19 protein-coding genes and 1 pseudogene are annotated in these 23574 nt (G+C 55.5%); 9 read left to right on the top strand and 11 right to left on the bottom strand.

The genetic code is table 11. The features are described from left to right. Nucleotides 1–47 precede the first annotated feature (47 nt). Complete coding sequence (locus tag Q0835_RS06095) at nt 48–2456, top strand: HEAT repeat domain-containing protein (RefSeq protein WP_298959348.1); 2409 nt, start codon at nt 48–50, stop codon at nt 2454–2456. 66 nt (nt 2457–2522) lie between these two features. Here Q0835_RS06095 and mog read toward each other — a convergent pair whose 3' ends face one another. From mog to urtA, 11 genes and pseudogenes are all read right to left on the bottom strand, one after another. Then, nucleotides 2523–3044, bottom strand: coding sequence for a molybdopterin adenylyltransferase (gene mog, locus Q0835_RS06100; protein ID WP_298959350.1), 522 nt, complete (start codon nt 3042–3044; stop codon nt 2523–2525). 4 nt (nt 3045–3048) lie between these two features. Beyond that, nucleotides 3049–4065 (bottom strand): GTP 3',8-cyclase MoaA, encoded by a 1017-nt coding sequence (moaA, locus tag Q0835_RS06105; RefSeq protein WP_298959353.1) that lies wholly within the window; start codon nt 4063–4065, stop codon nt 3049–3051. After that, the gene (locus Q0835_RS06110; protein WP_298959355.1) at nt 4058–4603 is read right to left on the bottom strand and encodes a DUF2478 domain-containing protein; all 546 of its coding nucleotides are present in this window, start codon (nt 4601–4603) and stop codon (nt 4058–4060) included. Before Q0835_RS06110 ends, moaA begins: the two co-directional genes overlap by 8 nt. A gap of 59 nt (nt 4604–4662) precedes the next feature. Then, the gene (locus Q0835_RS06115; RefSeq protein WP_298959509.1) at nt 4663–5019 is read right to left on the bottom strand and encodes a hypothetical protein; all 357 of its coding nucleotides are present in this window, start codon (nt 5017–5019) and stop codon (nt 4663–4665) included. 11 nt (nt 5020–5030) lie between these two features. Then, nucleotides 5031–5102 (bottom strand): annotated as a pseudogene (locus Q0835_RS30335) (zinc ribbon domain-containing protein); the annotation flags it as partial. Nucleotides 5103–5112: 10 nt separating this feature from the next. Beyond that, nucleotides 5113–6342 (bottom strand): formamidase, encoded by a 1230-nt coding sequence (gene fmdA / locus Q0835_RS06120; protein ID WP_298813331.1) that lies wholly within the window; start codon nt 6340–6342, stop codon nt 5113–5115. 50 nt (nt 6343–6392) lie between these two features. Further along, entirely contained in the window at nt 6393–7082 is a 690-nt protein-coding gene (gene urtE, locus Q0835_RS06125; RefSeq protein WP_298813330.1) for an urea ABC transporter ATP-binding subunit UrtE, read from the bottom strand. 9 nt (nt 7083–7091) lie between these two features. Beyond that, nucleotides 7092–7847, bottom strand: coding sequence for an urea ABC transporter ATP-binding protein UrtD (gene urtD, locus Q0835_RS06130; RefSeq protein ID WP_298813329.1), 756 nt, complete (start codon nt 7845–7847; stop codon nt 7092–7094). Nucleotides 7848–7856: 9 nt separating this feature from the next. Next, on the bottom strand, nt 7857–9020 hold the full coding sequence (urtC, locus tag Q0835_RS06135; RefSeq protein ID WP_298813328.1) for an urea ABC transporter permease subunit UrtC: 1164 nt from the start codon (nt 9018–9020) through the stop codon (nt 7857–7859). Nucleotides 9021–9030: 10 nt separating this feature from the next. Next, entirely contained in the window at nt 9031–9957 is a 927-nt protein-coding gene (gene urtB / locus Q0835_RS06140; protein WP_298813327.1) for an urea ABC transporter permease subunit UrtB, read from the bottom strand. Between the two features lie 169 nt (nt 9958–10126). Then, on the bottom strand, nt 10127–11296 hold the full coding sequence (urtA, locus tag Q0835_RS06145) for an urea ABC transporter substrate-binding protein (protein WP_298814037.1): 1170 nt from the start codon (nt 11294–11296) through the stop codon (nt 10127–10129). 532 nt (nt 11297–11828) lie between these two features. Between urtA and Q0835_RS06150 the strand changes: the two genes are divergently transcribed. The 8 genes from Q0835_RS06150 (at nt 11829) to Q0835_RS06185 (ending at nt 23574) form a co-directional block, all read left to right on the top strand. After that, nucleotides 11829–15230, top strand: a complete 3402-nt coding sequence (locus tag Q0835_RS06150; protein WP_298959358.1) for an ATP-binding protein — start codon at nt 11829–11831, stop codon at nt 15228–15230. Next, nucleotides 15217–16146, top strand: coding sequence for a DNA-binding response regulator (locus Q0835_RS06155; protein ID WP_298959360.1), 930 nt, complete (start codon nt 15217–15219; stop codon nt 16144–16146). The genes Q0835_RS06150 and Q0835_RS06155 overlap by 14 nt, the downstream gene beginning before the upstream one ends. 235 nt (nt 16147–16381) lie before the next feature. Beyond that, complete coding sequence (locus Q0835_RS06160; protein ID WP_298959363.1) at nt 16382–17635, top strand: ABC transporter substrate-binding protein; 1254 nt, start codon at nt 16382–16384, stop codon at nt 17633–17635. Between the two features lie 82 nt (nt 17636–17717). After that, nucleotides 17718–18869 carry an iron-containing alcohol dehydrogenase gene (locus Q0835_RS06165; RefSeq protein WP_298959365.1) on the top strand — a complete coding sequence of 384 codons (1152 nt, stop codon included), beginning with the start codon at nt 17718–17720 and terminating at the stop codon, nt 18867–18869. After that, nucleotides 18869–20299, top strand: coding sequence for an aldehyde dehydrogenase family protein (locus Q0835_RS06170; protein WP_298959368.1), 1431 nt, complete (start codon nt 18869–18871; stop codon nt 20297–20299). Before Q0835_RS06165 ends, Q0835_RS06170 begins: the two co-directional genes overlap by 1 nt. A gap of 150 nt (nt 20300–20449) precedes the next feature. After that, entirely contained in the window at nt 20450–21283 is an 834-nt protein-coding gene (locus Q0835_RS06175) for an AraC family transcriptional regulator (protein WP_298813318.1), read from the top strand. Between the two features lie 206 nt (nt 21284–21489). After that, entirely contained in the window at nt 21490–22503 is a 1014-nt protein-coding gene (locus tag Q0835_RS06180; protein WP_298813317.1) for a branched-chain amino acid ABC transporter permease, read from the top strand. Nucleotides 22504–22506: 3 nt separating this feature from the next. Next, entirely contained in the window at nt 22507–23574 is a 1068-nt protein-coding gene (locus Q0835_RS06185) for a branched-chain amino acid ABC transporter permease (RefSeq protein WP_298813316.1), read from the top strand.

Below are 23574 nucleotides of genomic sequence, written 5' to 3' on the forward strand. Positions count from 1 at the left end.
CCCGCCTTATTGTTTTTCCAGGCATTTAACGAAAAGGTTCTTCAGACATGGCCCAGCCTAAACCCTCGATTTCCATGCAGCCTGAGGCGCTGGTGCTTGGCAGCGATCTTGAAAACACCATGCTTCAAATCGTGCAATCAGGCTCACCTGCGGAGCAGTGTCTGGCCATCAAGGCAGCCGGCGAATGGAAACTTCCATCAGCGCGTAATGTGCTCCTGGAGGCAACTCGAAATGGCGATCCCGATATCCGGGTCGATGCGCTGCAAACGCTGGTAAAACTTGGCGGGAAGGGCTTGGGTGAGACCTTTCTCTGGAGCCTTCAGAATGATCCCGTGAGCGAATCCAAGATCGCGGCGCTCAATGGTCTTCAACCGGAAGACCGCGAACTGGCCGCACCGCTATTGCGCAAGCTGGCAGTTGAAAGCTTCGATGACGAAATCGCCTGGGAAGATGAAAACGCCGATTGGGATGACTGGCTCGATGTCCAAAAGGAAGCGATCCGCACAATCGGTCGTCTGGGGATCGAAGAGGCCCTCGATGACCTGCTGACGGCGGCAAAGGATGAATTTGGTCAAGAACTCTGGCGAGAGGTTTTTGAAGCTTATGCCGGTCTTGGCCGCCCTGGTTTCCTCGCGCTTCTGGATGCGGGGCAAAGCTCGTCGGACCGTCAGCGCGCCCGCGCTGCCCGGGCGCTTGGTGCATCCTCTGACCCACATGCTTTGAAGGCCTTGGATGGATTGTGTCAGGACAAGATTGTTGATGTGCGTTTGGCCGCGCTGGAAACCATGTTGGAGCGCAGCGCTCCCGTGTCTGACACCCGATTGATCGAAGATTCATCTGCGCTCATTCGATCCATGACGGCCGCAAAATCGCCCACGATATCGGTCGATGATCTGATTGGTCTGGTTTTGCATGACGACGACAGGACCGTGAGGCTGGCAGCGATCAACCGACTGAAAGATCACAAGCTGAAACCATCCCAGCTTGCCAAGCTTCTGGATCTCGCCGGCGCGAAACTGCGCGGCGAACGGGAAGATTTTGTTTCTAGCCTGGTGGACGTTCTGGGCCGTAGCGAGAGCGACGAAGCATTTGAAGCTCTTCTGGAAATCAAAGCGCATAACCCGAAACCGGAAGTCCAACGGGCTGTGTTGTCGGCGTTCGAACATTTCCGAAAGCCTGAAGTTCTTGAACAACTGGCCGATGGCATAACCTCAAAGAGCCAGATGGTCCGGCTTTCAGCGCTTGCCACGGTGGCGGCCCTGTCTGAAGGGGAGGGAGCGGTCGCTGATAATGCCGCCGCCATTCTTCTTTTGGCTGCACAAGGCGACCTGGTGTCTGAAGAAACGGACGCCGAGAATGAAGAAAAGGAAGGCGCTGAAGAGGAGCATAAACAGTTTGGCGCTCGTGCACGGGACGACGACGGAGGCACGAAAAATCGCATCGTGCTGGATCGGGAGGGAAACATTGTTCCTCAAGACGAGGTGAACGAGACCAACGAGTCGGGTGAACCGGTAAAGCTGAGCGACTATCGCAGACCCGAAACGCAGGGTGATGATGCTGACGACCCCGACCAGAGCCAGGCGCAAAGTGCTGGTTCGGATGCAGCTGCAGGCGAAACGCCTGAGGAGACAGCTGAAATTGTCGTTTTCCCCCAAAGCACGCTGGCAGCAATCCTGCAGGGTGATGTGGAACAGGCCGAATTCACGGAAGAGAAGATCGACCTGTCGGACGAGGACCTGAAATTTCTGGAACTCGCACAATCCACATTGAAGAAGAAGCGCGTCCGACCGGACGTGGCACCAAATGCGGGCCTGGAAATTCGTAGAATTGCCGTCAGACTGATTGGCGAGCAAAAACTGACAGTTTTCACTCCGGTTTTGCTGGCTGCGATGGAAACCCTTGACGATGAATTGCGCGTTGCCGCTTTAACAGCGCTTGCAACGCGAAGCGGCAACGGAGTGACCCTGTCTCATTCGGATTGGTCGTTTCTGGTGAACTTGGCACCCGACAATTATGCGCCGTCAAGGGCTGCGCTTCTCGACCTCCTGTCGTTTGCACCGGACGCAGTTGCGGCTCCTCATTTTGAGGCAGCCCTCAGCGGCAACGACCCTGCCGATCAGGCGGCAGCACTGAAAGCCTGCATGACAATGCAGACCCTCCCGCCGCAAATCGGCGCGTTACTTCAATCTGATGATCGGACGACACGGCGGGCTGCCCTGAAAGGACTGTGTGCATCTGCTGATGGGGATGCTGCTGATGCTCTGCTTGAGGCAGCATTCAGAGAAAGCGGCGCGCTCTGGTCAGAGCTCTCGGGCGCTGTCGGAAAACGGGGGGCTTGCGATCTCACAACCAGGATCATGGGCAAACTTCAAGACGCATGTGAGGTCAGCGGCGCAGGCCGTATCATCGCGCTTGAAATACTGGCTGACCTCGGCAAATCGACCCAGCCTGCATGAACCTGTAAGCCAAGACACAAACGCCCGCGGACCTGAATGGACCGCGGGCGTTTGTGGCTTTTGGACCTATGTGCCGGGACGGTGGGCCTTCAAAATAGATGGATCGGTTTCGACGTAACCTGCCCCGATCAGGTCAAGGCAATAGGGAACTGCCGCAAAGACCGCCGTCAGACAAACATCGATGCTGCCTGGAGAGCCTGGCAGATTGAGCAGAAAAGTGTTGCCCCGAATTCCGGCAGTTTGCCGGGAAAGGATAGCCGTTGGCACAAAGTCCAGACTGCGTCGGCGCATCAATTCGCCAAATCCTGGCAGTTCCTTTTTGATAACGGCCTGTGTTGCTTCCGGCGTAAGATCGCGGGGAGCCGGACCGGTGCCACCTGTTGTCAGCACCATGTCGAATGCCTTGGCATCGCACAGATCGATCAAGGTGTCGCGAACGCTTTCAAAACCATCCGGAATGATGATCCTTTCGCATTCAAACGGTGTGGTGACGGTTTTTTCCAACCATGCCTGAATGGCAGGCCCACCCCGATCTTCATACTCGCCCCTTGAGGCGCGGTCCGACACCACGAGAATGGCAATACGCATCGGCTTACCCCCCAAGGGTCGACATGGAGCGAACGATTCCGCTAACCCCGGTGTCGTTGATTTGAAACGCATGTCCGAGTGGCTTGTCGAAGACCTTTTGTCGAATGAGCTGCGCCACTTTTTCGTTGCCGTTGGATTGACGCAAAGGCTCCCTAAGAGCCAAGCCGCCTTCGTGCCCCATACAGGTGTAAAGATCGCCGGTGCAGCTCAATCGGATGCGGTTGCAGTCAGCGCAAAAGTCGCAGGACATCGGCGTGATGAACCCCAGCTTGCCGCCAGTCTCCTTTAGCCGGACATATTTTGCGGGACCGCCCGTCGTCTCCGACAAGGGTTCGAGCGTCCATTCCGTTTCGAGTCGTCCGCGCAATTCTGCAAGACAGAGGAAACTTCGACTGCGACACGCTGCAGCCCCGCCAAGTGGCATTTCCTCAATGAGGGTAAGATCCATCGCCCTTTCATGGGCAAATCGGATCAAGTCATTGAGTTCGCTCTCAAAGACGCCTTTTTGGGCGACGGCATTCAGTTTGACTTTCAGGCCAGCCTGTTTTGCTGCCTCCAGCCCCGCAAAGACGCGCTCGATTTTGCCCCAGCGCGTGATGGTTCTGTACCTGTCGGCATCTAACGTATCGAGGGAGACATTGACCCGGCGCACACCACAATCCACAAGCTCACCAGCGTAAGCTGCCAATAGTGATCCGTTCGTGGTCAGGGTGACTTCATCAAGTTCCCCCGTCTCCAGATGTCGGGACAGGTTCTTGAACAGGCTGGTCACATTCTTGCGGACAAGCGGTTCCCCTCCGGTCAGTCTGATTTTGCGCACGCCATGACCGATGAAGACCGTCGCAAGCCGATAAAGCTCTTCAAGCGACAACAAATCCTTGCGTGGAAGGAAAGTCATGTTCTCTGCCATGCAATAGGTGCATCGCAGGTCACATCGGTCGGTTACAGACAGGCGCAGATACGTCGCGGTCCGGCCGAACTGATCGTTCAACGTACCGCAGGCAGGATCAAGACTAACCATTGGCCGCCACCGCCGCCGGTTTACCGGAAACAGTCAGGCACCAGGCCACGGTTGCATCCAGGTCAGCTGGAAGATCGACAGCCAATTCGCCGGCAAAGCTACGCCAGGCCTCCAGATAGGGCTCTCGGACGACGGTCAGAACCGGAATTGAAAGCTCCATGGCCTTACCGATCAACTGACGAAATCCCTGGCCGTCCTGTTCGCCTTTTCCGAACCGGTTCAGGACAAGGAGATCGGGTTTCAGATCGATTTCTGTCTGCAAACGAGCAGTGATGTCGGCCAGACTGCGCGGATCGAGCCTGCAGCCTTGCGACCCACGCCCAAGCGCTTGCGATATTTCTATGGTTTCACCGCTCGATATGAGTTCCAACCCCATATCGGCGCAACAAGTGTCACCATATTCGGCGCGGCGCTGAACGACCCCGGAAACACAAAGTCCTTCGGCCTGAAGCAGTTTGACAAGCGCTTCGAGGAGGCGGTCAACGTTTTCGCCTCGTTCCGATCTAATCGCTCCGCAGAGCGGTGTGTCTTCAAGCATTTGAATTGTCCAATGAGACTGTCAGCCTGTTGTCGAAAGCTGACGGATTGCGCTCAAGTTCAATTCAAGTTGTGGGCCGCTTCAGCCTGTGTTGCCATGACCTTAGTCAAAGTTGAGAAATGCTCTAGTGGCTGATCATCCATGGTCTTTTTGATGGAAATGTCTTGCTGCCGTCTGCCTTGTAGACAGCACTTGATCGAAAGCTGTTTTTCGAACCGGAACAGCAGGAACAGCCGGCCGGATGACGTTTCCTCTGCTCTTTGGCCCCATCTTGCCTGTCCGACTTGGTCGAATGAACGGGATTGTGGCGTGACGTTTCGTTCCGTTGGTGCGCTGTCCGATCGCTTGTTGAGAGCGTCGACATGTTCGGTGCTTGCAGGAAAGCGCGGGGCGCTTCCTGCTTGCAGGCCGGACATTCGATCGGTTCTGAGTGAGCCGACATCGGGCGCAGTGCCGTTATTGGCCCACACTGCGCGCAAAGGTAATCATAAACCGGCATAGTTTTCTCCTCACAGGTCTGGAGCCAGAGGAATATCCACGGACCCGTCAATGAGTTTCGTCGGCCCTTCTGCACCTGGCATCATGTCAAAGTCGAAGATGTCGGTCGGCAGCCACAAGGTGGCGCAGGCATTTGGAATGTCGACCACGCCGGAAATGTGCCCCTGAACGGGTGCCGTACCCAGAATGGCGTAGGCCTGAGCGCCCGAGTATCCGAATTTCTTCATATATTCGATGGCGTTAAGGCAGGCCATCCGGTAAGCGATATGAACATCCAGATAGTGTTGGGTTCCCGCTTCATCGACCGAAATACCTTCGAAAATCAGGTAGTCGTCGTAGCTTGGAGTGATCGGGGACGGTTTGAAAATCGGGTTTTTGATGCCGTATTTCGCGACACCATCCTTGATCAGACTGACGCGAATATGCAACCAGCCGGCCATCTCGATTGCACCGCAGAAAGTGATCTCGCCATCACCCTGGCTGAAATGCAAATCGCCCATCGACAGGCCTGCGCCATCGACATAGACCGGGAAGTAGATTTTTGAACCGCGCGACAGATCTTTGATGTCGCAGTTGCCGCCATGCTCGCGCGGCGGAACGGTGCGTGCGCCTTCTGCTGCAGCCTTTTCCTTTGCTTCGCCTTTCAGTTGGCCCATGTGAGCCGACTGGGTGTTGGGAAGCGCAGCCAGCGGCGGAACACGGTCGGGGTCCGTGTCGAAAAGGGCCTTTTCGCGGGAGTTCCACATGTCCAGCATAGAGCGGTCAGGCAGACAGCCGATCAGTCCGGGATGAATAAGCCCGGCATAACTGACGCCCGGTACGTGCCTGGAGCGCGTGAACATTCCTTCAATGTCCCAGATCGATTTCTGCGCCTCCGGGAAGTGTTCTGTCAGAAAGCCTCCGCCGTTCTGTTTGGAAAAGAAGCCGTTGAAACCCCAAAGCATTTCCTCTTTCGCACCGATATCGAGAATATCGACGACGAGAAGGTCTCCAGGTTCGGCACCTTTGACCCCGATGGGGCCGGAGAGGTAGTGAACCTGTTCAAGTTCGACATCCCTGACATCGGCTGCGTCATCGTCATTCTTGATTTGTCCGCCGGTCCAGTCATAGGTTTCGATCTTGAAATCGTCACCCGGTTCCACCCAGACCGCCATGGGAATGTCCGGGTGCCAGCGATTGTGAACTTTTTCATTCGTATGCGGAGACTCACTCAAATCTACCGAAATCAGCGTATCAGCCATGGGGTTCTCCTCTTGGAAGTGCGCAAGCATTGGCGCGGTTGGAAACGGAGTTAGACGGAAAGGAATGCGGCGACTTTGTCCTCATCGACACTGTCACGGGGTTCATCGTGGACGAGCCGGCCATTCTCCAGAACGAGCACGCGGTCGGCGACGTCCAATGCAAAGGAGAGCACCTGCTCGGAAACAACGATGGACAGACCGCGCTCATCTCGGATGCGCCTCAAGACCCGTGCCATTTCCCGGATGATGGACGGTTGAATGCCCTCCGTCGGTTCGTCCAAGAGAAGCACTTTGGGATTGGTTGCCAGTGCCCGGGCGATAGCCAATTGCTGTTGTTGACCGCCGGAAAGATTGCCGCCACGGCGTCCGTTCATTTCGAGCAACACCGGGAACAGTTCGTAAATGTCGCCAGGTACCTTGGATTGGCCGCTGATCGTCAGTCCGGTTTCGATGTTCTCCTGCACCGTCATGGTCGGAAAGATCATCCGTCCCTGAGGCACATAGGCGATCCCGCTGGCGACTCTCTCGTAGCTTCTCATCGAAGTGATATCGATGCCGTCAACGGCGGCAGCACCGTCCTTGGTCGGAACGATCCCCATCAGCGACTTCATCAGCGTGGTCTTGCCCATGCCGTTTCGACCCATGATGGCAATGATTTCGCCGGGGGCCACCGTGAAATCGAGGCCATGCAGGACCTCGCTCTGGCCGTAGGCCACGTGGTATTGCGCTACATTCAGCATGTGAGCCTCCTAGTGACCGAGATAGACATCAATGACCTTGGGATCCGCCTGGACCTTCGCCATTGATCCTTCTGAAAGGATCTTGCCCTGGTGCAGAACGGTGACGCGGTGGGCGATGTCTTCAACGAACTTCATGTCGTGTTCGACCACCATCACCGAGCGGCCTTTGGTGATTTCATTGAGAAGCTTTGCGGTCTGCTTGCGTTCCGAGACGCTCATGCCGGCAACCGGTTCGTCCAGCATCAAGAGTTCCGGGTCCTGAATGAGGAGCATGCCGATTTCGAGCCACTGTTTCTGACCGTGGCTCAGAAGAGCTGCCTGCATGTCCAAAAGTGTGTCCAGGAAGACCATTTCAGCGATCTCCCTGACGCGTGACCGGACTTCCTCGTCACGCTGAAAGGTGAGGGCACCAAAGACGGTACGTCCACGCGGAAAAGAAAGCTCCAGATTCTCAAAGACCGTGAGATCTTCGTAAATGGACGGATTCTGGAATTTTCTGCCGACACCCTCCCGCACGATCTCGTGCTCGCGCATGGCAGTCAGTTCCTTGTTGCGGAACTTGATCGAACCGTCGGTCGCCCTGGTTCTTCCGCAGATGAGATCGAGAACCGTTGTCTTGCCGGCCCCATTCGGGCCGATGATGACGTGAATTTCGTTCTCGTCGATGTAGAGATTGAGATCGTTGACCGCCTTGAAGCCGTCGAAGGAGACGGTCAGGTTCTCAATGGAGAGCAAGAAATCCGTGTTGTTGTTGAGCGTGTTCATGACTGCGTCCTACTCCGCGGGTTTGGCTGTTGTGTCCGCACCGAACGGCGCCGCCGGCGTTGATTTGTCCGGTTCGGCCTTTCGTCCCTTCGGAACGATGAAGCGGTCCACAATTGGTGCGAGATAGCTGCGGTAGAGGCCTGACAGCCCGTTGGGAAAAACCAGGACGACGGCAATGAACAGAGCCCCGAGACCGAACAGCCAAAGTTCGGGAAACGTCTCGGAAAATGTGGTTTTTGCCCAGTTGACGAGCAGCGTTCCATAAACGGCCCCAAAGATCGAAAGCCGCCCGCCAACTGCGCAAAAGATGACCATTTCGATGGATGGAACGATGCCGACGAAAGATGGCGACATGAACCCGACCTGCAAGGTGAACATCGCGCCGCCAATCGCTGAAAGAACGGCCGCGAAGCAGAAGACGAAGATCTTGATGTTGGACACGTCGTAGCCGGAAAACCGAACGCGGTCCTCCTGGTCCCTGACGGCGACCAGTAGCCGGCCGAGCTTGCTCTTCAGAACGATTTGGCTGAGCAGCAGGACTGCGATCAACAGACCGCCATTGACATAATAAAGGATGTATTTGGCTTCGTCGGTCCGAATATCCCAGCCCTTGAGAGTGCGCAGATCCGTGATGCCGTTGACACCGCCCGTATAGCCCTGCTGACCGATGATGAGGATGGTCAGGATTGCAGCGATTGCTTGCGTGATGATGGCAAAATAGACCCCTCCCACACGGCGCTTGAACATGGCTGTGCCGATGATGAAGGCAAAGAGGGCGGGAACCGCGATGATCGCGACTATTGTGAAGGTGAGGCTATTGAACGGTTGCCAGAACCAGGGAAGGGCCGTGATCTGGTTCCAGTCCATGAAATCGGGAATGCCCGGTGTCGACTGGATGGCGGTTGCCTCGGGAGTCGAGGCCTCCAATTTCAGATACATGGCCATGCAGTAACCGCCGAGGCCGAAGAAGACACCTTGCCCGAGGCTCAATATGCCGCCCTTGCCCCAGCAAAGGACAAGGCCGATCGCGACAAAGGCGTAGGTCAGATACTTGCCGAAGAGGTTCAGTCTGAAGATGTCCATGGCAAGCGGCATGACAACGAACAGCACCGCTGCAACTACCAGGAGGCCAAGCATTTCCTGCCGGGACATGAAGGATTTCAGGTTGGTCATCGATACCTCCTCAGCGGCGGATTTTCAGGGAGAAAAGCCCTTGAGGGCGCAACATCAAGATGCCCACAACCGTCAACAGGGTGAGCACTTTGGCCATTGAGCCGGACAGGAAGAACTCCATTGTCGACTGCGCCTGACTGATGGCGAAGGATGAGGCAATCGTGCCCAGAAGGCTGGCTGCGCCGCCAAATACGACGATCAGGAAGGTGTCGACGATATAGAGCTGGCCTGCAGTAGGACCGGTTGAGCCAATCATTGTGAAAGCACTCCCGGCTATGCCGGCTATGCCGCAACCAAGGGCAAATGTATGACGATCGACTTTCTCGGTGTTGATGCCGACGGCACCGGCCATGACGCGGTTTTGCACCACCGCGCGCGTCTGCATCCCCATGCGGGACCTGAACAGGATGAAATAGACGCCGATGGCAATGAAGAAGGTCAGCACCATCACGAAGATCCCGTTGATCGGGATCTCGATTATATCCGTCAGCGGGACCGATCCGAGAAGCCAGTTCGGAAGAGTGACACCCACCTCGCGGGCGCCGAATATCGACCGGTACGCTTGCTGCAGGATCAGGCTGAGGCCCCAGGTTGCCAGCAACGTGTCGAGCGGTCGCTTGTATAGGTGTCTGATGAGCGACCATTCAACCAGGGCGCCAAGCGATCCGGCGGCCACAAAGGCAAGTATCATGGCAAAGAAGAAATACACACCGAAGAAGGACGGCGCGTAAGCCTCGACAAAGTTGGAGCACAGGTACGTGACATAGGCGCCGAGGATCATGAACTCGCCATGAGCCATGTTGATGACGCCCATCTGGCCGAAGATGATGGCCAGGCCGAGGGCCATCAGGACAAAAACGGAAAACAGGATCAGTCCGGCAAAACCCTGCATGGCAAAGATGGACCCGAGTTCTGTCCAGGTGTAGTCGGCGAACATTGCGCACGTCTCCATGCTTGGGGGCGGCGCAAGTGCCGGTACCCCTGCTGTGGGAATGGGTTGATATGAAATTGCTGATGCGGCGCTGCGCAGGCTGCATCCACGCAGCGCCTCTGGATCGGCCCGTCATTTAAGCGGGCGTTTCCGTCCCTGGGGAACAGCTACCGGCTTACTGATAGCCTTCCGGGAAGGGATCGGGTTCCATCAAATCCGCGGTTTCGTAGATCATTTCATACTGACCGTCGGTTTTGGCGAGACCAATTCTGGTCTTGGACCAAAGGTGATGGTTTTCATGGATACGGACATATCCTTCCGGCGCAGTCGTCAGCTCGATACCAGGTGAGGCAAGGCGAACCTTGTCGATATCGAAGCTGCCCGCCTTCTCAACGGCGGCTTTCCAAAGCCACGGGCCGAGATATGCTGCCTGCGTGACGTCGCCGATCACGATGTCGTCTCCCCATCTCTCCTTGAAAGCCTTGACGAACGCCTGATTGTTATCATTGTCGAGAGACTGGAAATATTTCATCGCGGCGTAGGCACCTTCGATGTTTTCGCCGCCGATGCCACGAATTTCATCCTCAGTCACCGAAATGGTCAGAAGCAGAGGCTTCTCTTTTGTCATGTCGATGCCTGCGGCCTTAAGCTGCTTGTAGAACGCGACATTGGAACCGCCGACCACGATTGCATAGATCACATCAGGCTTCTTCAACTTGATCTTGTTGATCACCGAATTGAACTGGGTGTGGCCGAGCGGATAGTATTCCTCACCGACAACTTTGTGGCCCAGCTTTTCGATGTGTTTGCGTGCGATCTTGTTGGAAGTGCGCGGCCAGATATAATCCGAACCGAGCAGATAGAAGCTTTTTGCGCCCTTTTCCCTGGCGACCCAATCGATGCCGGCAATGATCTGCTGAGTGGCTTCCTGGCCGGTGTAGATCACGTTTGGTGACTGCTCCAGGCCCTCATAGAAAGTTGGGTAGTAGAGCATGCCGTTATATTGCTCAAACACTGGCAGAACGGCCTTACGTGATGCGGACGTCCAGCATCCGAACACGGCGGCAACCTTGTCGTTGACCAGAAGTTTCTTCGCTTTTTCCGCAAAGGTCGGCCAATCGGAAGCACCATCTTCCTGAATATACTCGATCTTGCGGCCCAGCACGCCGCCCATTGCATTGATTTGTTCGATTGCCAGCTTTTCCGCCTGCACAGAACCGGTTTCGGAAATTGCCATTGTCCCGGTAACGGAGTGCAGGATCCCGACTTTCACGGTGTCTTCGGTAACAGCAAGGCCGGTCGTGTTGACATCCTGCGCGAAAGACGGCGTCAAGGCACCTGCCATCGCGAGTGTTGCAGCCGACACTGTTCCGGCGAGAACGGCCCGGCGGGAGAGCCGGTTTTCAATCAGGTTTTTCAGGCGTCGCATCAGATGACCCCTCCATGTTTGAGGTTGGAGCAGGGCACCTCATGGCGCCACCGCATGGAGGGAAGGCTCACTTGAATTTGTGCACTGCCGCAATGCGTCAGTTGCTGTGGGTCAATTGACTGATTCCAAGCGTTGAGAAACTGTGAGATCGTTTTACGTTTGTATGGACTAAATTGTTCAGGAGTTAATACGTGAAAGTTTTCCATTTTTATTGAGTTCTGGAAATTTTCAGGAGGAAAACGTAAATAAAATTTTGAATACAACTTTTGATGTAAAAGTTAATTTCAAAAATTTTAGGCACGTATTTTGCTTTTAGGAGAGGTGAGGGGACGATTTGTTGTTTGTTAGCGCGCTCTGCTGTGAGTTTGTGCGAAATCAGCAGGTCAAATGATTGCGTTGCACAAATACTAAGCGCGACTAACTGAAGCAGTTTCGCAAGGCGGGGTATATGGCAGGTCATCAGCGGGTCGTTCGATTGCGTCGAACTTATAACCAGTGGGTCGCGAACCAGACCCTGGAGGATTATGCCCTGCGCTTTACCGCCAAAAGCGCACGCAGGTGGTCTCCGGTGTGGGTGGCCAACACTGCACTTGGTGCGATTTCGTTCCTGGCGCTAGAGGCGATCGGAGCGGCCATCACCTATAATTACGGCTTCACAAATGCCGTATCGGCCATCCTTTTGGTTGGAGTGCTGATTTTCATCACAGGATTGCCGATTTCTTACTATGCGGTGAAATACGGTGTCGACATCGACTTGCTGACGCGCGGGGCCGGTTTCGGTTACATCGGATCCACGGTCACCTCGCTCATTTATGCGAGTTTCACTTTCATCTTCTTCGCTCTTGAAGCTGCGATAATGGCAACAGCGCTTGAGCTGTTCCTCGGTATTCCGCTCAACATCGGCTATCTCGTCTGTTCGCTCGTTGTCATCCCGATGGTGATCTACGGCATCACTTTGATAAGCCGTTTGCAAGTCTATACGCAGCCCGTGTGGATCGCCCTTCAATTGCTGCCATTCGTGTTTCTGGCCTGGCAGGGTGTCGCTCCGATTGAAGACTGGCGGAGCTTTTCAGGGCGGCTCGGCAATGAAGAGGGGCAATTTGAACTTCTGCTCTTCGGCGCGGCCAGCGCGGTTCTATTCTCCTTGATCGCGCAGATTGGCGAGCAAGTCGATTTTCTGCGGTTTTTACCCCGTCAGAGACAGGGACGTCGTGGCAGCTGGTGGCTCGCACTGCTGGCCGCAGGACCGGGATGGATCATCGTTGGAGCCATCAAGTTGCTGATGGGCTCGTTTCTGGTTGTTGTTGCCCTGCAAAGCGGACTGACACCGGACAAGGCTGTCGAACCGACGCATATGTATCTGGTGGCCTTTAGCAAAGTTACAACACCGGAAGTTGCCATTGCCTTGACCGGCATATTCGTCATCGTGTGCCAGATCAAAATCAACGTTACCAACTCTTATGCGGGCTCAATCGCCTGGTCCAACTTCTTTTCCCGCCTGACGCACAGCCATCCTGGACGGGTCGTCTGGCTGGTGTTCAACGTGGTGATCGCACTGACGCTCATGGAATTGGGTGTCTATAAGGCGCTTGAACGAACCTTAGGTCTTTATTCCATTGTTGCAGTGGCCTGGATCGGTGCGATCTTCGCTGATTTAGTGATCAACAAACCTTTGGGTCTGAGCCCTCCGCATATCGAATTCAAACGGGCGCATCTCTACGATATCAATCCCGTCGGACTTGGGTCGATGACCGTTGCAAGCGTGGCCGCATTTATCGCATATGCGGGCTTCTTCGGTCAGACAGCGCACGCGCTTGCAAGCTACATCGCGCTCCTCACTGCAATTCTACTCGCACCGCTCATTGCCTATCTGACGAAGGGCCGGTTCTACATCGCCCGGGAACCTGAAGACGTGGTGTCTGAAACAGGTGTGAAACAACACCGTATCCAATGCTGTATTTGCGAGCACACGTTTGAACATGAGGACATGACCAATTGCCCGGTCTATTCGGGACCGATCTGTTCACTCTGTTGCTCCCTTGACGCGCGCTGTGAGGACGATTGCAAGGAAAATGCTCGCCTGGGGGATCAGATTTCAATGTTGCTGCATGCCCTGTTGCCGGCAAACGCTGCAAGCAGGCTTGGATCGCGGGTCGGCAAATACCTCGGCGTCATGCTGATCGTGATGGCATCACTGGGCGGCATTCTCTCGCTCGTGTTTATCGAAGCAAAGTCCGTTGATCAGGACGGCGTTGCAAGGGCGTTGACGCAGGTCTTCTTCATTCTCCTGGTGATCTCAGGGGTCATGGCCTGGCTCTTTGTTCTTGTTCATGAAAGCCGGAAGTTCGCGAACGAGGAGACCCGGCGGCAGACCAGTCTTTTGATGAAGGAAATCAGGGCGCACAAGCGCACGGATGCAAAGCTGCAAAAGGCAAAGGAAGCAGCTGAATCGGCCAATCAGGCGAAAAGCAGGTACGTTGTCGGGATCAGTCACGAGCTGCGGTCACCGCTGAATGCGATCGCCGGCTACGCACAGCTTATGCGCAAGGATCCGACGATCCCGGCTCATCGCCGTGATGCGGTCAAAGTGATTCAGCATTCCGCCGATCATCTCGCGGGACTGATTGAGGGTCTTCTCGACATCTCCAAGATCGAGGCCGGGCATCTCACAATCTATCGCGAGCGCTTCAATCTGCACGACTTTCTCAATCAGATCGTCGATATGTTCCGATTGCAGACCGATGCCAAGGCGCTGACCTTTTCCTTTCAGCCTGCGGACAATCTTCCGCTCTTCGTCTTCGGCGATGAAAAGCGACTGCGCCAGGTGCTGATCAATCTGCTTTCCAATGCAATCAAATGGACTGATCAAGGCAGCGTTAGCCTGATCGTCAACTATCACAGCCAGGTGGCGGAGTTTTCGATTGTTGATACCGGTATCGGTATTGCGGAGGAAAATCTCGGTCGGATCTTCAATCCCTTTGAGCGGGTGGAAGAAGAAGGACAGGCAGGGGTGCCGGGAACCGGTCTCGGCCTGACGATCACCAAGCTCCTGAGCGAAATCATGGGCGGCGATATTCAGGTCGAAAGCGAAGTCGGCAAAGGCAGCACCTTTAAAGTGCGCATGTTGTTGAGCGCAGCCGCCGCACCGGCCAAGGTGGCACGGGCTGAAATGCGGATCAATGGCTACGAAGGCCCGGTTCAGACGGTCGTTGTGGTTGATGACGACGCCGCACAGAGAACCCTTATCGAGGATTTTCTGAGCCCGCTCGGCTTCAAGGTCCTTTCCGCTCCAGGCGGTCAGGCATGTCTGGCAATGGCGGAGGTTGAAAAGCCGAACGCATTTCTACTGGATATCAGCATGCCGGGCATGAGCGGGTGGACCCTTGCCAGAACGCTACGGGAGAGGGGCCATAGCGACGCGGTGATCATCATGATCTCGGCGAATGCGGATGAAAGCGGGCGTGAGCCGTTGCACCGGATCTTTCACGATGACTATCTGGTCAAGCCCGTGCGGCTGCAAAACCTTCAGGAGAAGTTGCAGCAGGGCCTGAAAATCGTTTGGCGAACCGTTCCGGCAGAGCCCCGCATTAAGCCGAGTTCCTCGAAATCGGACTTTGAACCGGTTTTCGAGCAGGGCCGTTTGCCGTCGGTGGAAAGCCTGGAAATGCTGAAACAATTGAGCGGGCTTGGATATGTGCGCGGCATTCGCGCCAAGCTTGATGACATTGAAGCACACGAACCCCACGCTTCGGAGTTTGTGGTGCACATGCGTCGCCTCATCCGCGAATTCGATCTGACACAATATGACAAGGTTCTTGAAAGGCTCGGACATGATCATGAGTGCTCCTAGTCCAAGCGAAACGGTGCTGGTGGTCGACGACGCACCGGCATCGCTGGGCATGCTGACGGACGCGCTGGAAGAGGCGGGCTATACCGTGCTGGTCGCTCAGGACGGTCGCAAAGCGCTCGACATCGCCTCGCGGGTGACGCCGACCGCAATCCTGATGGATGCGATCATGCCGGAACTCGACGGGTTCGAAACGAGCAAAAGGATCAAAAGACTGGATGCGCTCCGGGATGTTCCGGTCGTCTTCATGACAGGGCTGAGCCAGACGGAACACATTGTCAGGGGACTGGAGTCGGGAGGTGTCGACTACATCACCAAGCCGGTAGACCCGGAAGAGTTGATTGCAAGATTGCGCGTCCACATCTCCAATGCCCGCAATTCCCACAGTGCCCATGTGGCTTTGGATGCGTCGGGCAGGTTCCTGATTTCGGTTGATCTTACCGGAGCAATTTGCTGGGCGACACCGCAGGCCATAGTGCTGATCGACGGCGGGAACCAGAAGGAGCCGGACCATATCGGCCAGTTGCCCGCAGAAGCAGTCGAATGGTTGCGCGGCTATCTCGTCAACGTCAGCAAGTCAGCGAACAATGACAGCAATGTCGTTGCCAGCATGGGAGGCCTTTCGCTACGTTTCAGCTATGCAGGGCAAATAAGCTCGGGTGAGCACCTGTTGAGGGTCGCTGAGATGGTCGACGGCAACCCGACCGATGTTCTACGCAGATCCTTTGATTTGACCGAGCGCGAAGCAGAAGTGCTCATGTGGATCGCCCACGGAAAATCGAACAAGGAAATCGCGGCCATCCTGGAAATGAGTCCAAGGACGGTGAACAAGCACCTGGACCGGATCTTTGGAAAACTTGGCGTCGAAAACCGAACCTCCGCCGCCGTCGTCTCGCTCAAGAAAATTCTGGAGCGTTGAACAAGGCCGCCACGCTGCTGCGTAAGGTGCGCGAAAAGATAGTCAGGAGTGTTCCGGGTGAAAAACAACTCAAAAACAGACTGAGCGTTATATGACGCTTACTCTCCGAGATAGGTCACAATTCCTCCTTGGCGCATGCTGACCGGGTTGCCGTAGACGCATTCCGAGCGGTGAAGATCGAAAGATTTTTCTCCGCCTGCGTCCAGAAGCGGCTGGAATTCGTTGGGAGGAACGGATGAAGAAGCAACTCCTGGCCGCGGTATCGGCGGCTGCATTTCTAACGACAGGTGCCGCCTATGCGGCGGATCCACTGAAAGTCGGCGTTCTGGCCACCTTGGAAGGAACCTATACGGTTCTTGGAGAAGATGGCGTGCGCGGTCTGAGAACAGCGCTGGCCGTCCGCGGCGAGCAGGCAGGTGGTAGAGATCTCGAACTCATCATCCAGTCGACCGATGCGTCACCGGATAGTGCCGTACGCGGAGCCCGCAAGCTGGTCGAGCAGGACAAGGTGGACATTGTTATCGGTCCACTTTCAGGATCGGAGGGGATCGCGATCCGCGACTACTCGAAAACGCAACCGCAGGTGACTTTCCTGAACGGAATTTCCGGCGCACAGGAAACAACCTATGTGACCCCGTCGGACAATTTCTTCCGTTTCAATACTGACGGCGCGCAATGGTCGGCCGGCCTCGGCGACTATGTGTTCAACGACAAGGGATGGAAAACGGTCGCCACGATCGGTGAGGACTATTCCTTCATCTACACACAGGTCTTCGGATTTGCGCTCGAGTATTGTCAGGCCGGTGGCGAAATCACAGATCGCTTCTGGGTGCCGCTTGGAACCAAGGATTTCGGTTCGATCATTGCCTCGCTTCCTGATGATGTGGATGCAATTTATCTTGGCTTGGGTGGGGGCGATGCCGTCAACTTCCTGAACCAGTATCAACAGGCCGGCGGCGATGCCAATCTGATCGGTGGATCCATCATGGTGGACGGCACAGTGCTGAACTCCAAGGGAGACGCCAAGAAGGCTCTGATCGGAACGCCGTCTTCCGGACCTCAGGCTGACACCTGGGACGACGAAGGCTGGCAGGCCTATGTGAAAGCCTATCAGGACGCGTTCCCGCCCGACAAACGTTTCCCGAGCCCGTCTCTGCTGGCGACCGGCTATTACAATGCGACCACGGCGGCCATGACCTGTCTCGATGAGGTAGGTGGCGATCTGTCCGACGGGCAAGCTGCGTTCCGTACCTGCCTGAGCAATCTTGAACTGGATGCTCCGAACGGCAAGATAAAGCTTGATGAAAACCGTCAGGCCATCGGCGCCAACTTCGTATCGGAAGTGACCGAACTCGACGATGGGTCGCTGGTCACGAAGTTGGTGAAAATAAAGGACAATGTCCCTCAGACGCTCGGCATCGATCCCGGGGTCTTTGCAAAGATCGGCCTCCCGAGCCGCGACGTGCCTGAGTGTAAGACTTCTTACTGACGGCGACTGCACCGGGCAGGAGTTTCTGCCCGGTGCCTATATCTTTTCGCGCTCCAGTGCAGCGTATCCTCGAGATCAGGCCATGACGCTCATCACATACGTCACGCGAGTTCATTTCGCCGACGGCGTTTTGGAAGAAGCGCTTTGGTCTGAAATTGAAGTCAATCGCAAAAAGCGTCCCCTGATCATCACGGACGAACATCATCTGAACAGCGAACTTTTTGAACGTTTGTTGGCCGGTTTGCCGGTGCGCACTTCCCTTGAGGTGTTTAGCGATATACCCGACATTCCGAACGAAACAGCCGCCAAGGAAATTGCGACGGCGTTTCGCCAGACGGAGCGCGACCTATTGATCGCCTTCGGCCGCAACACGGCGATTGACCTGGCCAAGATTGCAAGAATTTCGATCGCCCATACCGAGCCGCTGGAGACCTTTTCCTATGCCAGTGGCGGATCGAGGCGCATCGGTACAAATCTGCCTGATTTATATGCGGTGCCGAGCATTCAAGGGTTTGGTGCAGCTGTAAGTGCTCATGCGCCGGTTATTCTGACAAGCGGCGAACGCACCCGCCTCATGTGCAAGAAGCTGGTGCCGACCATGACGATTTGCGATCCGACGCTGACCTTGGGCGCTGGTCGGATTGAGAGCGCCAGCGCCGGGGCTGATGCCATGGGCCGGTGCATAGAGGCTTATCTCTCTCCCGGGTTCAATCCGCCCGCCGACGGCATAGCTCTCGACGGCCTCGGCCGCGTTGTCAGCAACCTTCACAAGGTACTGGACAAGGACTCGGTTCAGGCTCGCAGAGAGTTGATGGCCGCCAGCCTGAATGGTGCGCTGGCTTTGCAAAAGGGCCTGGGTACGATCCATGCAATTGGATGCGCCCTGGAAACGGTGGCCGGCAGGCGGCTGGATCCAGGTGCCCTCAGCAGGTTGCTGCTGCCGGCGGTTCTGCAGTTCAATGCAGATGCCGCCCAGGAAAAATACATAACGTTGAAGCAGGTTCTCAAATCGGGAGAAGACAGGTCGCCGGCGCGCTGCGTCGCGGACTTTCTCTATACGCTGCCACTGCCGGAGAGCCTTGCCGAGATGGGCATCAACGAGCAAGAAATCAAAATAGCAGCCGAACTTGCCGCATCGGACCTGGCAGCGGTGCAAAGCCCGAGAGCCCTCAGCAGTCCGAGCTTGTTTTCGATCATGAAGTCGGCTCTTTCGAACGAAATTCAGGTGAATTGATGAAGCCTCTCTTGATCGACGGAGCATGGGTCACGACGGCACATGCCGAGGAAAATCGCAATCCGTCAAACACGAGCGAAGTGATCGATCTTTACGCTCACGCTGGTAGAGCCGAGACGCAGGCGGCAATTGAGGCGGCTGCCCGGGCTTTTCCGGACTGGGCGTCGAGCATCCCACAATTCAGGTTCGAAATCCTGAACCGGGTGGCAAACGAACTGATCGGACGGAAAACAGAAATCGGGACGCTTCTGTCGCGTGAGGAAGGCAAGACGCTGCGCGAAGGAATTGCGGAAACTGAACGGGCAGCCAATATCTTCCGCTTCTTTGCAGGTGAATGCCTTCGACAAGCCGGCGAGCTTCTCCCGTCCGTCCGCCCCGATGTTTCAGTTGAGGTAACGCGCGAGCCGCTCGGCGTTGTCGGGATCATCACACCCTGGAACTTCCCGATTGCAATTCCATCCTGGAAGATCGCCCCGGCTCTTTGCTATGGCAACACTGTTGTTTTCAAGCCGGCTGAACTTGTCCCGGGATGTGCATGGGTGCTGGCTGACATCCTTCAAAGTGCTGGAATCCCAAAGGGTGTTTTCAACCTGGTTACTGGGAAGGGATCGGTTGTTGGAAATACGATCCTAGAAGCCGAAGATGTTGAAGCTGTTACCTTCACAGGTTCTCAAGGCGTGGGCTCTCACATCGCGCAGGCCTGTAGCAGGCATATGCGCAAACTGCAGTTGGAAATGGGTGGGAAGAACCCCCTCGTCGTGCTTGACGATGCCGATTTGGATCTCGCGGTCGACTGTGCTGTCGATGGGGCCTTTTATTCAACGGGTCAAAGATGCACGGCCTCTTCCCGGCTCATCGTTACGGAGGGTATCTATGGGAGGTTTATTGAAAAGCTGACCGAACGATGCCGGACACTAAAAGTTGGCGATGCATTGGACGCTGGAACCGATATCGGGCCGGTGGCTAGCGCTGCGCAACTGGAAACGGACCTCAAATATATCGAAATTGCGCGCGCTCAAGGAGGCAACCTGCGCTGTGGCGGCGATCTCGTCAATGGTTCGAATGAGGGTTATTTTCTGCAGCCCGCGCTTTTTACCGATACCACCAATGACATGCGCATCAATCGTGAAGAGGTGTTCGGGCCGGTTGCATCCGTCATCCGCGTTCGCGACTTTGAAGAAGCATTGGCAACATCCAACGATACAGAATTCGGACTTTGCTCGGGCATAATGACAACGAGCCTCAAATACGCATCCCATTTCAGGAAGGACTCCCAAGCCGGAATGGTGATGGTCAATTTGCCGACGGCGGGCGTGGATTACCATGTCCCCTTTGGCGGGAGGAAGTCATCAAGCTATGGCCCAAGAGAACAGGGACGTTACGCGGCTGAGTTTTTCAGTACAGTAAAAACAAGTTACATACGGGCGTGATCGCTGCATTGCAGCATCAATTATTGTCTTCTTCCGTAACTCTAAGTCTCTTTGTGAGTCATTTCGTATTGCCAATATCGATTTTTACGGAGGATACTTAAAAGAAAACGTTTACATCGATAAACGTGCAAGTCATCGGGAGGAATGATGATGAGCGAGGCGATCTCCGTTCACCACGGTGAGTTCGGTCGTGCGGCGCTTTACAAGCTGGACAAGCCGATCGTGACTCACGCACATCGAGAAGGTCATTTGATCTTCTATTTGAGCGGTGCCGAAGCAAAGGTCAGCGTATCTGGAAAGTGGGTGCCAGCGGATAAACACGTCGGAGTGGCAGTCAGTCCCTGGGAACAGCACAGTTTCCATCTGAAAAATGCATCAACTGCAGAAGCATGTCTGTGTCTCGTGCTCTACATCAAGCCAATCTGGTTTTTGGAAAACAGCCAATCCGCGGAGTTCGCACTGAATTTCGGCAGGTCTCATGTCGCCATGACGCCGGATGTTGTGAATTGGGTGAAGCGGCTGACGTCGCTGCTGCTGGATGGTGGCAACGATCACCTGTTCGATGGATATCTTTACCGCACGACACTGCAGTGTTTCGAGCAATCCTGGCGGAATGCCGATCGCAATTCGGTTCTGGAAGACAGCAAACGCCGTTTTACGGATTATCGCGTCCGTCGCTCACTGCGTCTTATGCAGGAAAACTACACTGAAGAAGTGGAAGTGGAATGGCTGGCCCGGGAAGTTGGCTTGTCGCGTCCGCATTTCTTCAAGCTTTTCAAGAAGCAGATGGGCATCACACCCAATCTTTACTTGAACACGCTAAGGGCGGAACAGGCGATTTCGGATCTGATGACGACCGACAAATCGGTCACGGAAATCAGCTACGACCTGGGCTTTTCCTCGCAGGCAAGCTTCACGCGCTTCTTTTCTTCCAATGTTGGCATCCCGCCAAGCGACTATCGCAGGGTCGCACATGTCGAATAGCGCCTGAACTCCAATCTGCATCGGCAAAAATAATGCCGATGTTGGGCCATCCGAGAAGACTATCGGGTACGCCGATTTCCGAAACTAAGCCGTAGCCTTTCTTCAAGAGCGGAAGACTTTGTCGTCAACAGCGCTTTGGGAGGGTGTCGCATTATGCGGCAATTTGAAGACAGCACCGGGGCAGGTCTCATTTGTGAGTTTCGCACATGAGGGCCTTGGCATCACGGCATCCTGGTTGGACGATTGTCATCCTGCTGGCGGTCGCAGCCCTGATCTGGCTGATTTTTGCAATCTGGCCAAAGGGACTGGTCGATGTGATCGGCCGCAAGAAAGTGTTTCTCAACGCCTTGTTCAACGGCATCACGCTTGGTGGTCTGTATTTTCTTGTCGCCAGCGGGTTCACGCTCATCTTCGGTCTCATGCGCAACGTCAATCTTGCGCATGGATCCCTCTATCTCCTTGGTGGATACATCGGCTACTTCGTCGCGTCCTCGACAGGGTATTGGCTGTTAGCCTTTCCAGTCGCGTTTGTGCTCGTGGCGGCTGTCGGTGTTCTCATGCAGATTTTCATCTTCCGCCGTATGGAGGGACAAGACCTCAGACAGACACTCGTCACCATCGGAATTTCGATCGTCATGGCGGATCTGATGCTTTGGGGCGTCGGTGGCGATTTTTACAACATTACGCCGCCTAGCTGGTTGAGCGGTCCGATGGAAACGCTTCTGGTAACCGGTGTGAAGCGCTCTTCAGGCGATCTCATCTACCTGAAATACCCGGTGGTGCGCGTAGTCATTTTTCTGGCCTCTGTCGTCATCGGAATTGCCATGTGGCTGATCCTGAACCGGACGCAGATCGGTATGATGATCCGTGCGGGCGTCGATGACCGGGACATGCTGTCGGCAACAGGTGCACGCATTCAACTGGTTTTTGTCGGCGTCTTCGCTTTTGGCGCAGGCCTTGCGGGTATTGCAGGCGTGGTCGGTGGCACATTCCAATCCGTGGCACCGGGCGAAGACATTCGCTTTCTGCTGGCCTCGCTTGTGGTGGTGATCGTTGGCGGAATGGGGTCGATCACAGGCGCTGCGCTTGGGGCACTGCTGATCGGTCTCGCCGAGCAGTTCGGCTCAGTTTATTTTCCAACTTATGCAGTTGTCCTGACCTTCCTGATCATGGTGCTTGTGCTTGCATTCCGCCCGCAGGGCCTCATGGGGAGGTCTTGATCGATGGCGCTTGCGGAAACCAATTCAACACGCAGGACACACAATGCACAGGAGAGGGTCTGGTTCGAGCGGATCCCGGCAAGCTATTGGGTCGTCGGTATCGTCCTCTTGATCATGCCCGCATTTGCAAGCGACTTCGCGCTTTATCAAGTCTTCGGCTGGACCTTCATCCTCGGCATGATTTCGCTCAGCCTGATGTTCCTTGGCGGCTATGGCGGCATGGTTAGCCTGGTTCAGATGTCCATCGCAGGCCTTGCCGGCTATATGGTCGCCATATTTGGTGACAGCGCCATCACCGATATCAGCATGGGTTGGCCCTGGTACGTCGCCATCCCTCTGGCTTTGATCGTTGCCATGTTTTTCGGCACGATTGTCGGCTCGCTCGCCGTGCGGACCGAGGGCATATACACCATCATGATCACGCTCGCGGTGGCTGCTGCGTTCTTCTATTTCACGCGTCAGAATTATGTCGTGTTTAACGGGTTTTCCGGGTTCAACGGCGTTCTGCCACCAGATCTCTTCGGTGTCGACTGGCGGCAAAGCAAGCCATTCTACTACCTGACCCTGTTCTGGGCGACCGTTGCCTATTTTTCCGTGCTTTACATCTCCCGGGCTCCCTTCGGGCTCGCACTACAAGGTGTACGGGACAATCCGCGCCGGATGGCGGCGTTGGGGTACAGCGTCAACGCGCACAGGATTGCGGCCTATGCATTTGCCGCGCTGATCGCGGGGACGGGAGGCATTTTGCTGACCTGGCAATCCGCGCAGATTTCGCCGGGGACGGCGGGAATCGGACCGGCAATCGATATTCTCGTGATTGCCGTTATCGGCGGTATGAGCCGGCCGATCGGCCCCTTTATCGGAGCGTTCATTTACGTCCTTCTGAAGACCTTCGCCATTGATGTTCTGCTGTCCGTCGGATTGAGCGGAGAACGCTTTCAGCTGCTCATCGGTCTCGGTTTCCTGGCAATTGTCTTCTTTTCGCCGGACGGTCTGCTCGGACTTTGGGATCGTTGGCAGGAATACCGCAAGCGCGACCCACTCCTCGATCGGCGGGAGGACATGCGTTGA

Origin of the sequence: uncultured Roseibium sp. (assembly GCF_947499295.1) — a bacterium.
In the GTDB taxonomy this organism is placed as follows: Bacteria; Pseudomonadota; Alphaproteobacteria; order Rhizobiales; family Stappiaceae; genus Roseibium.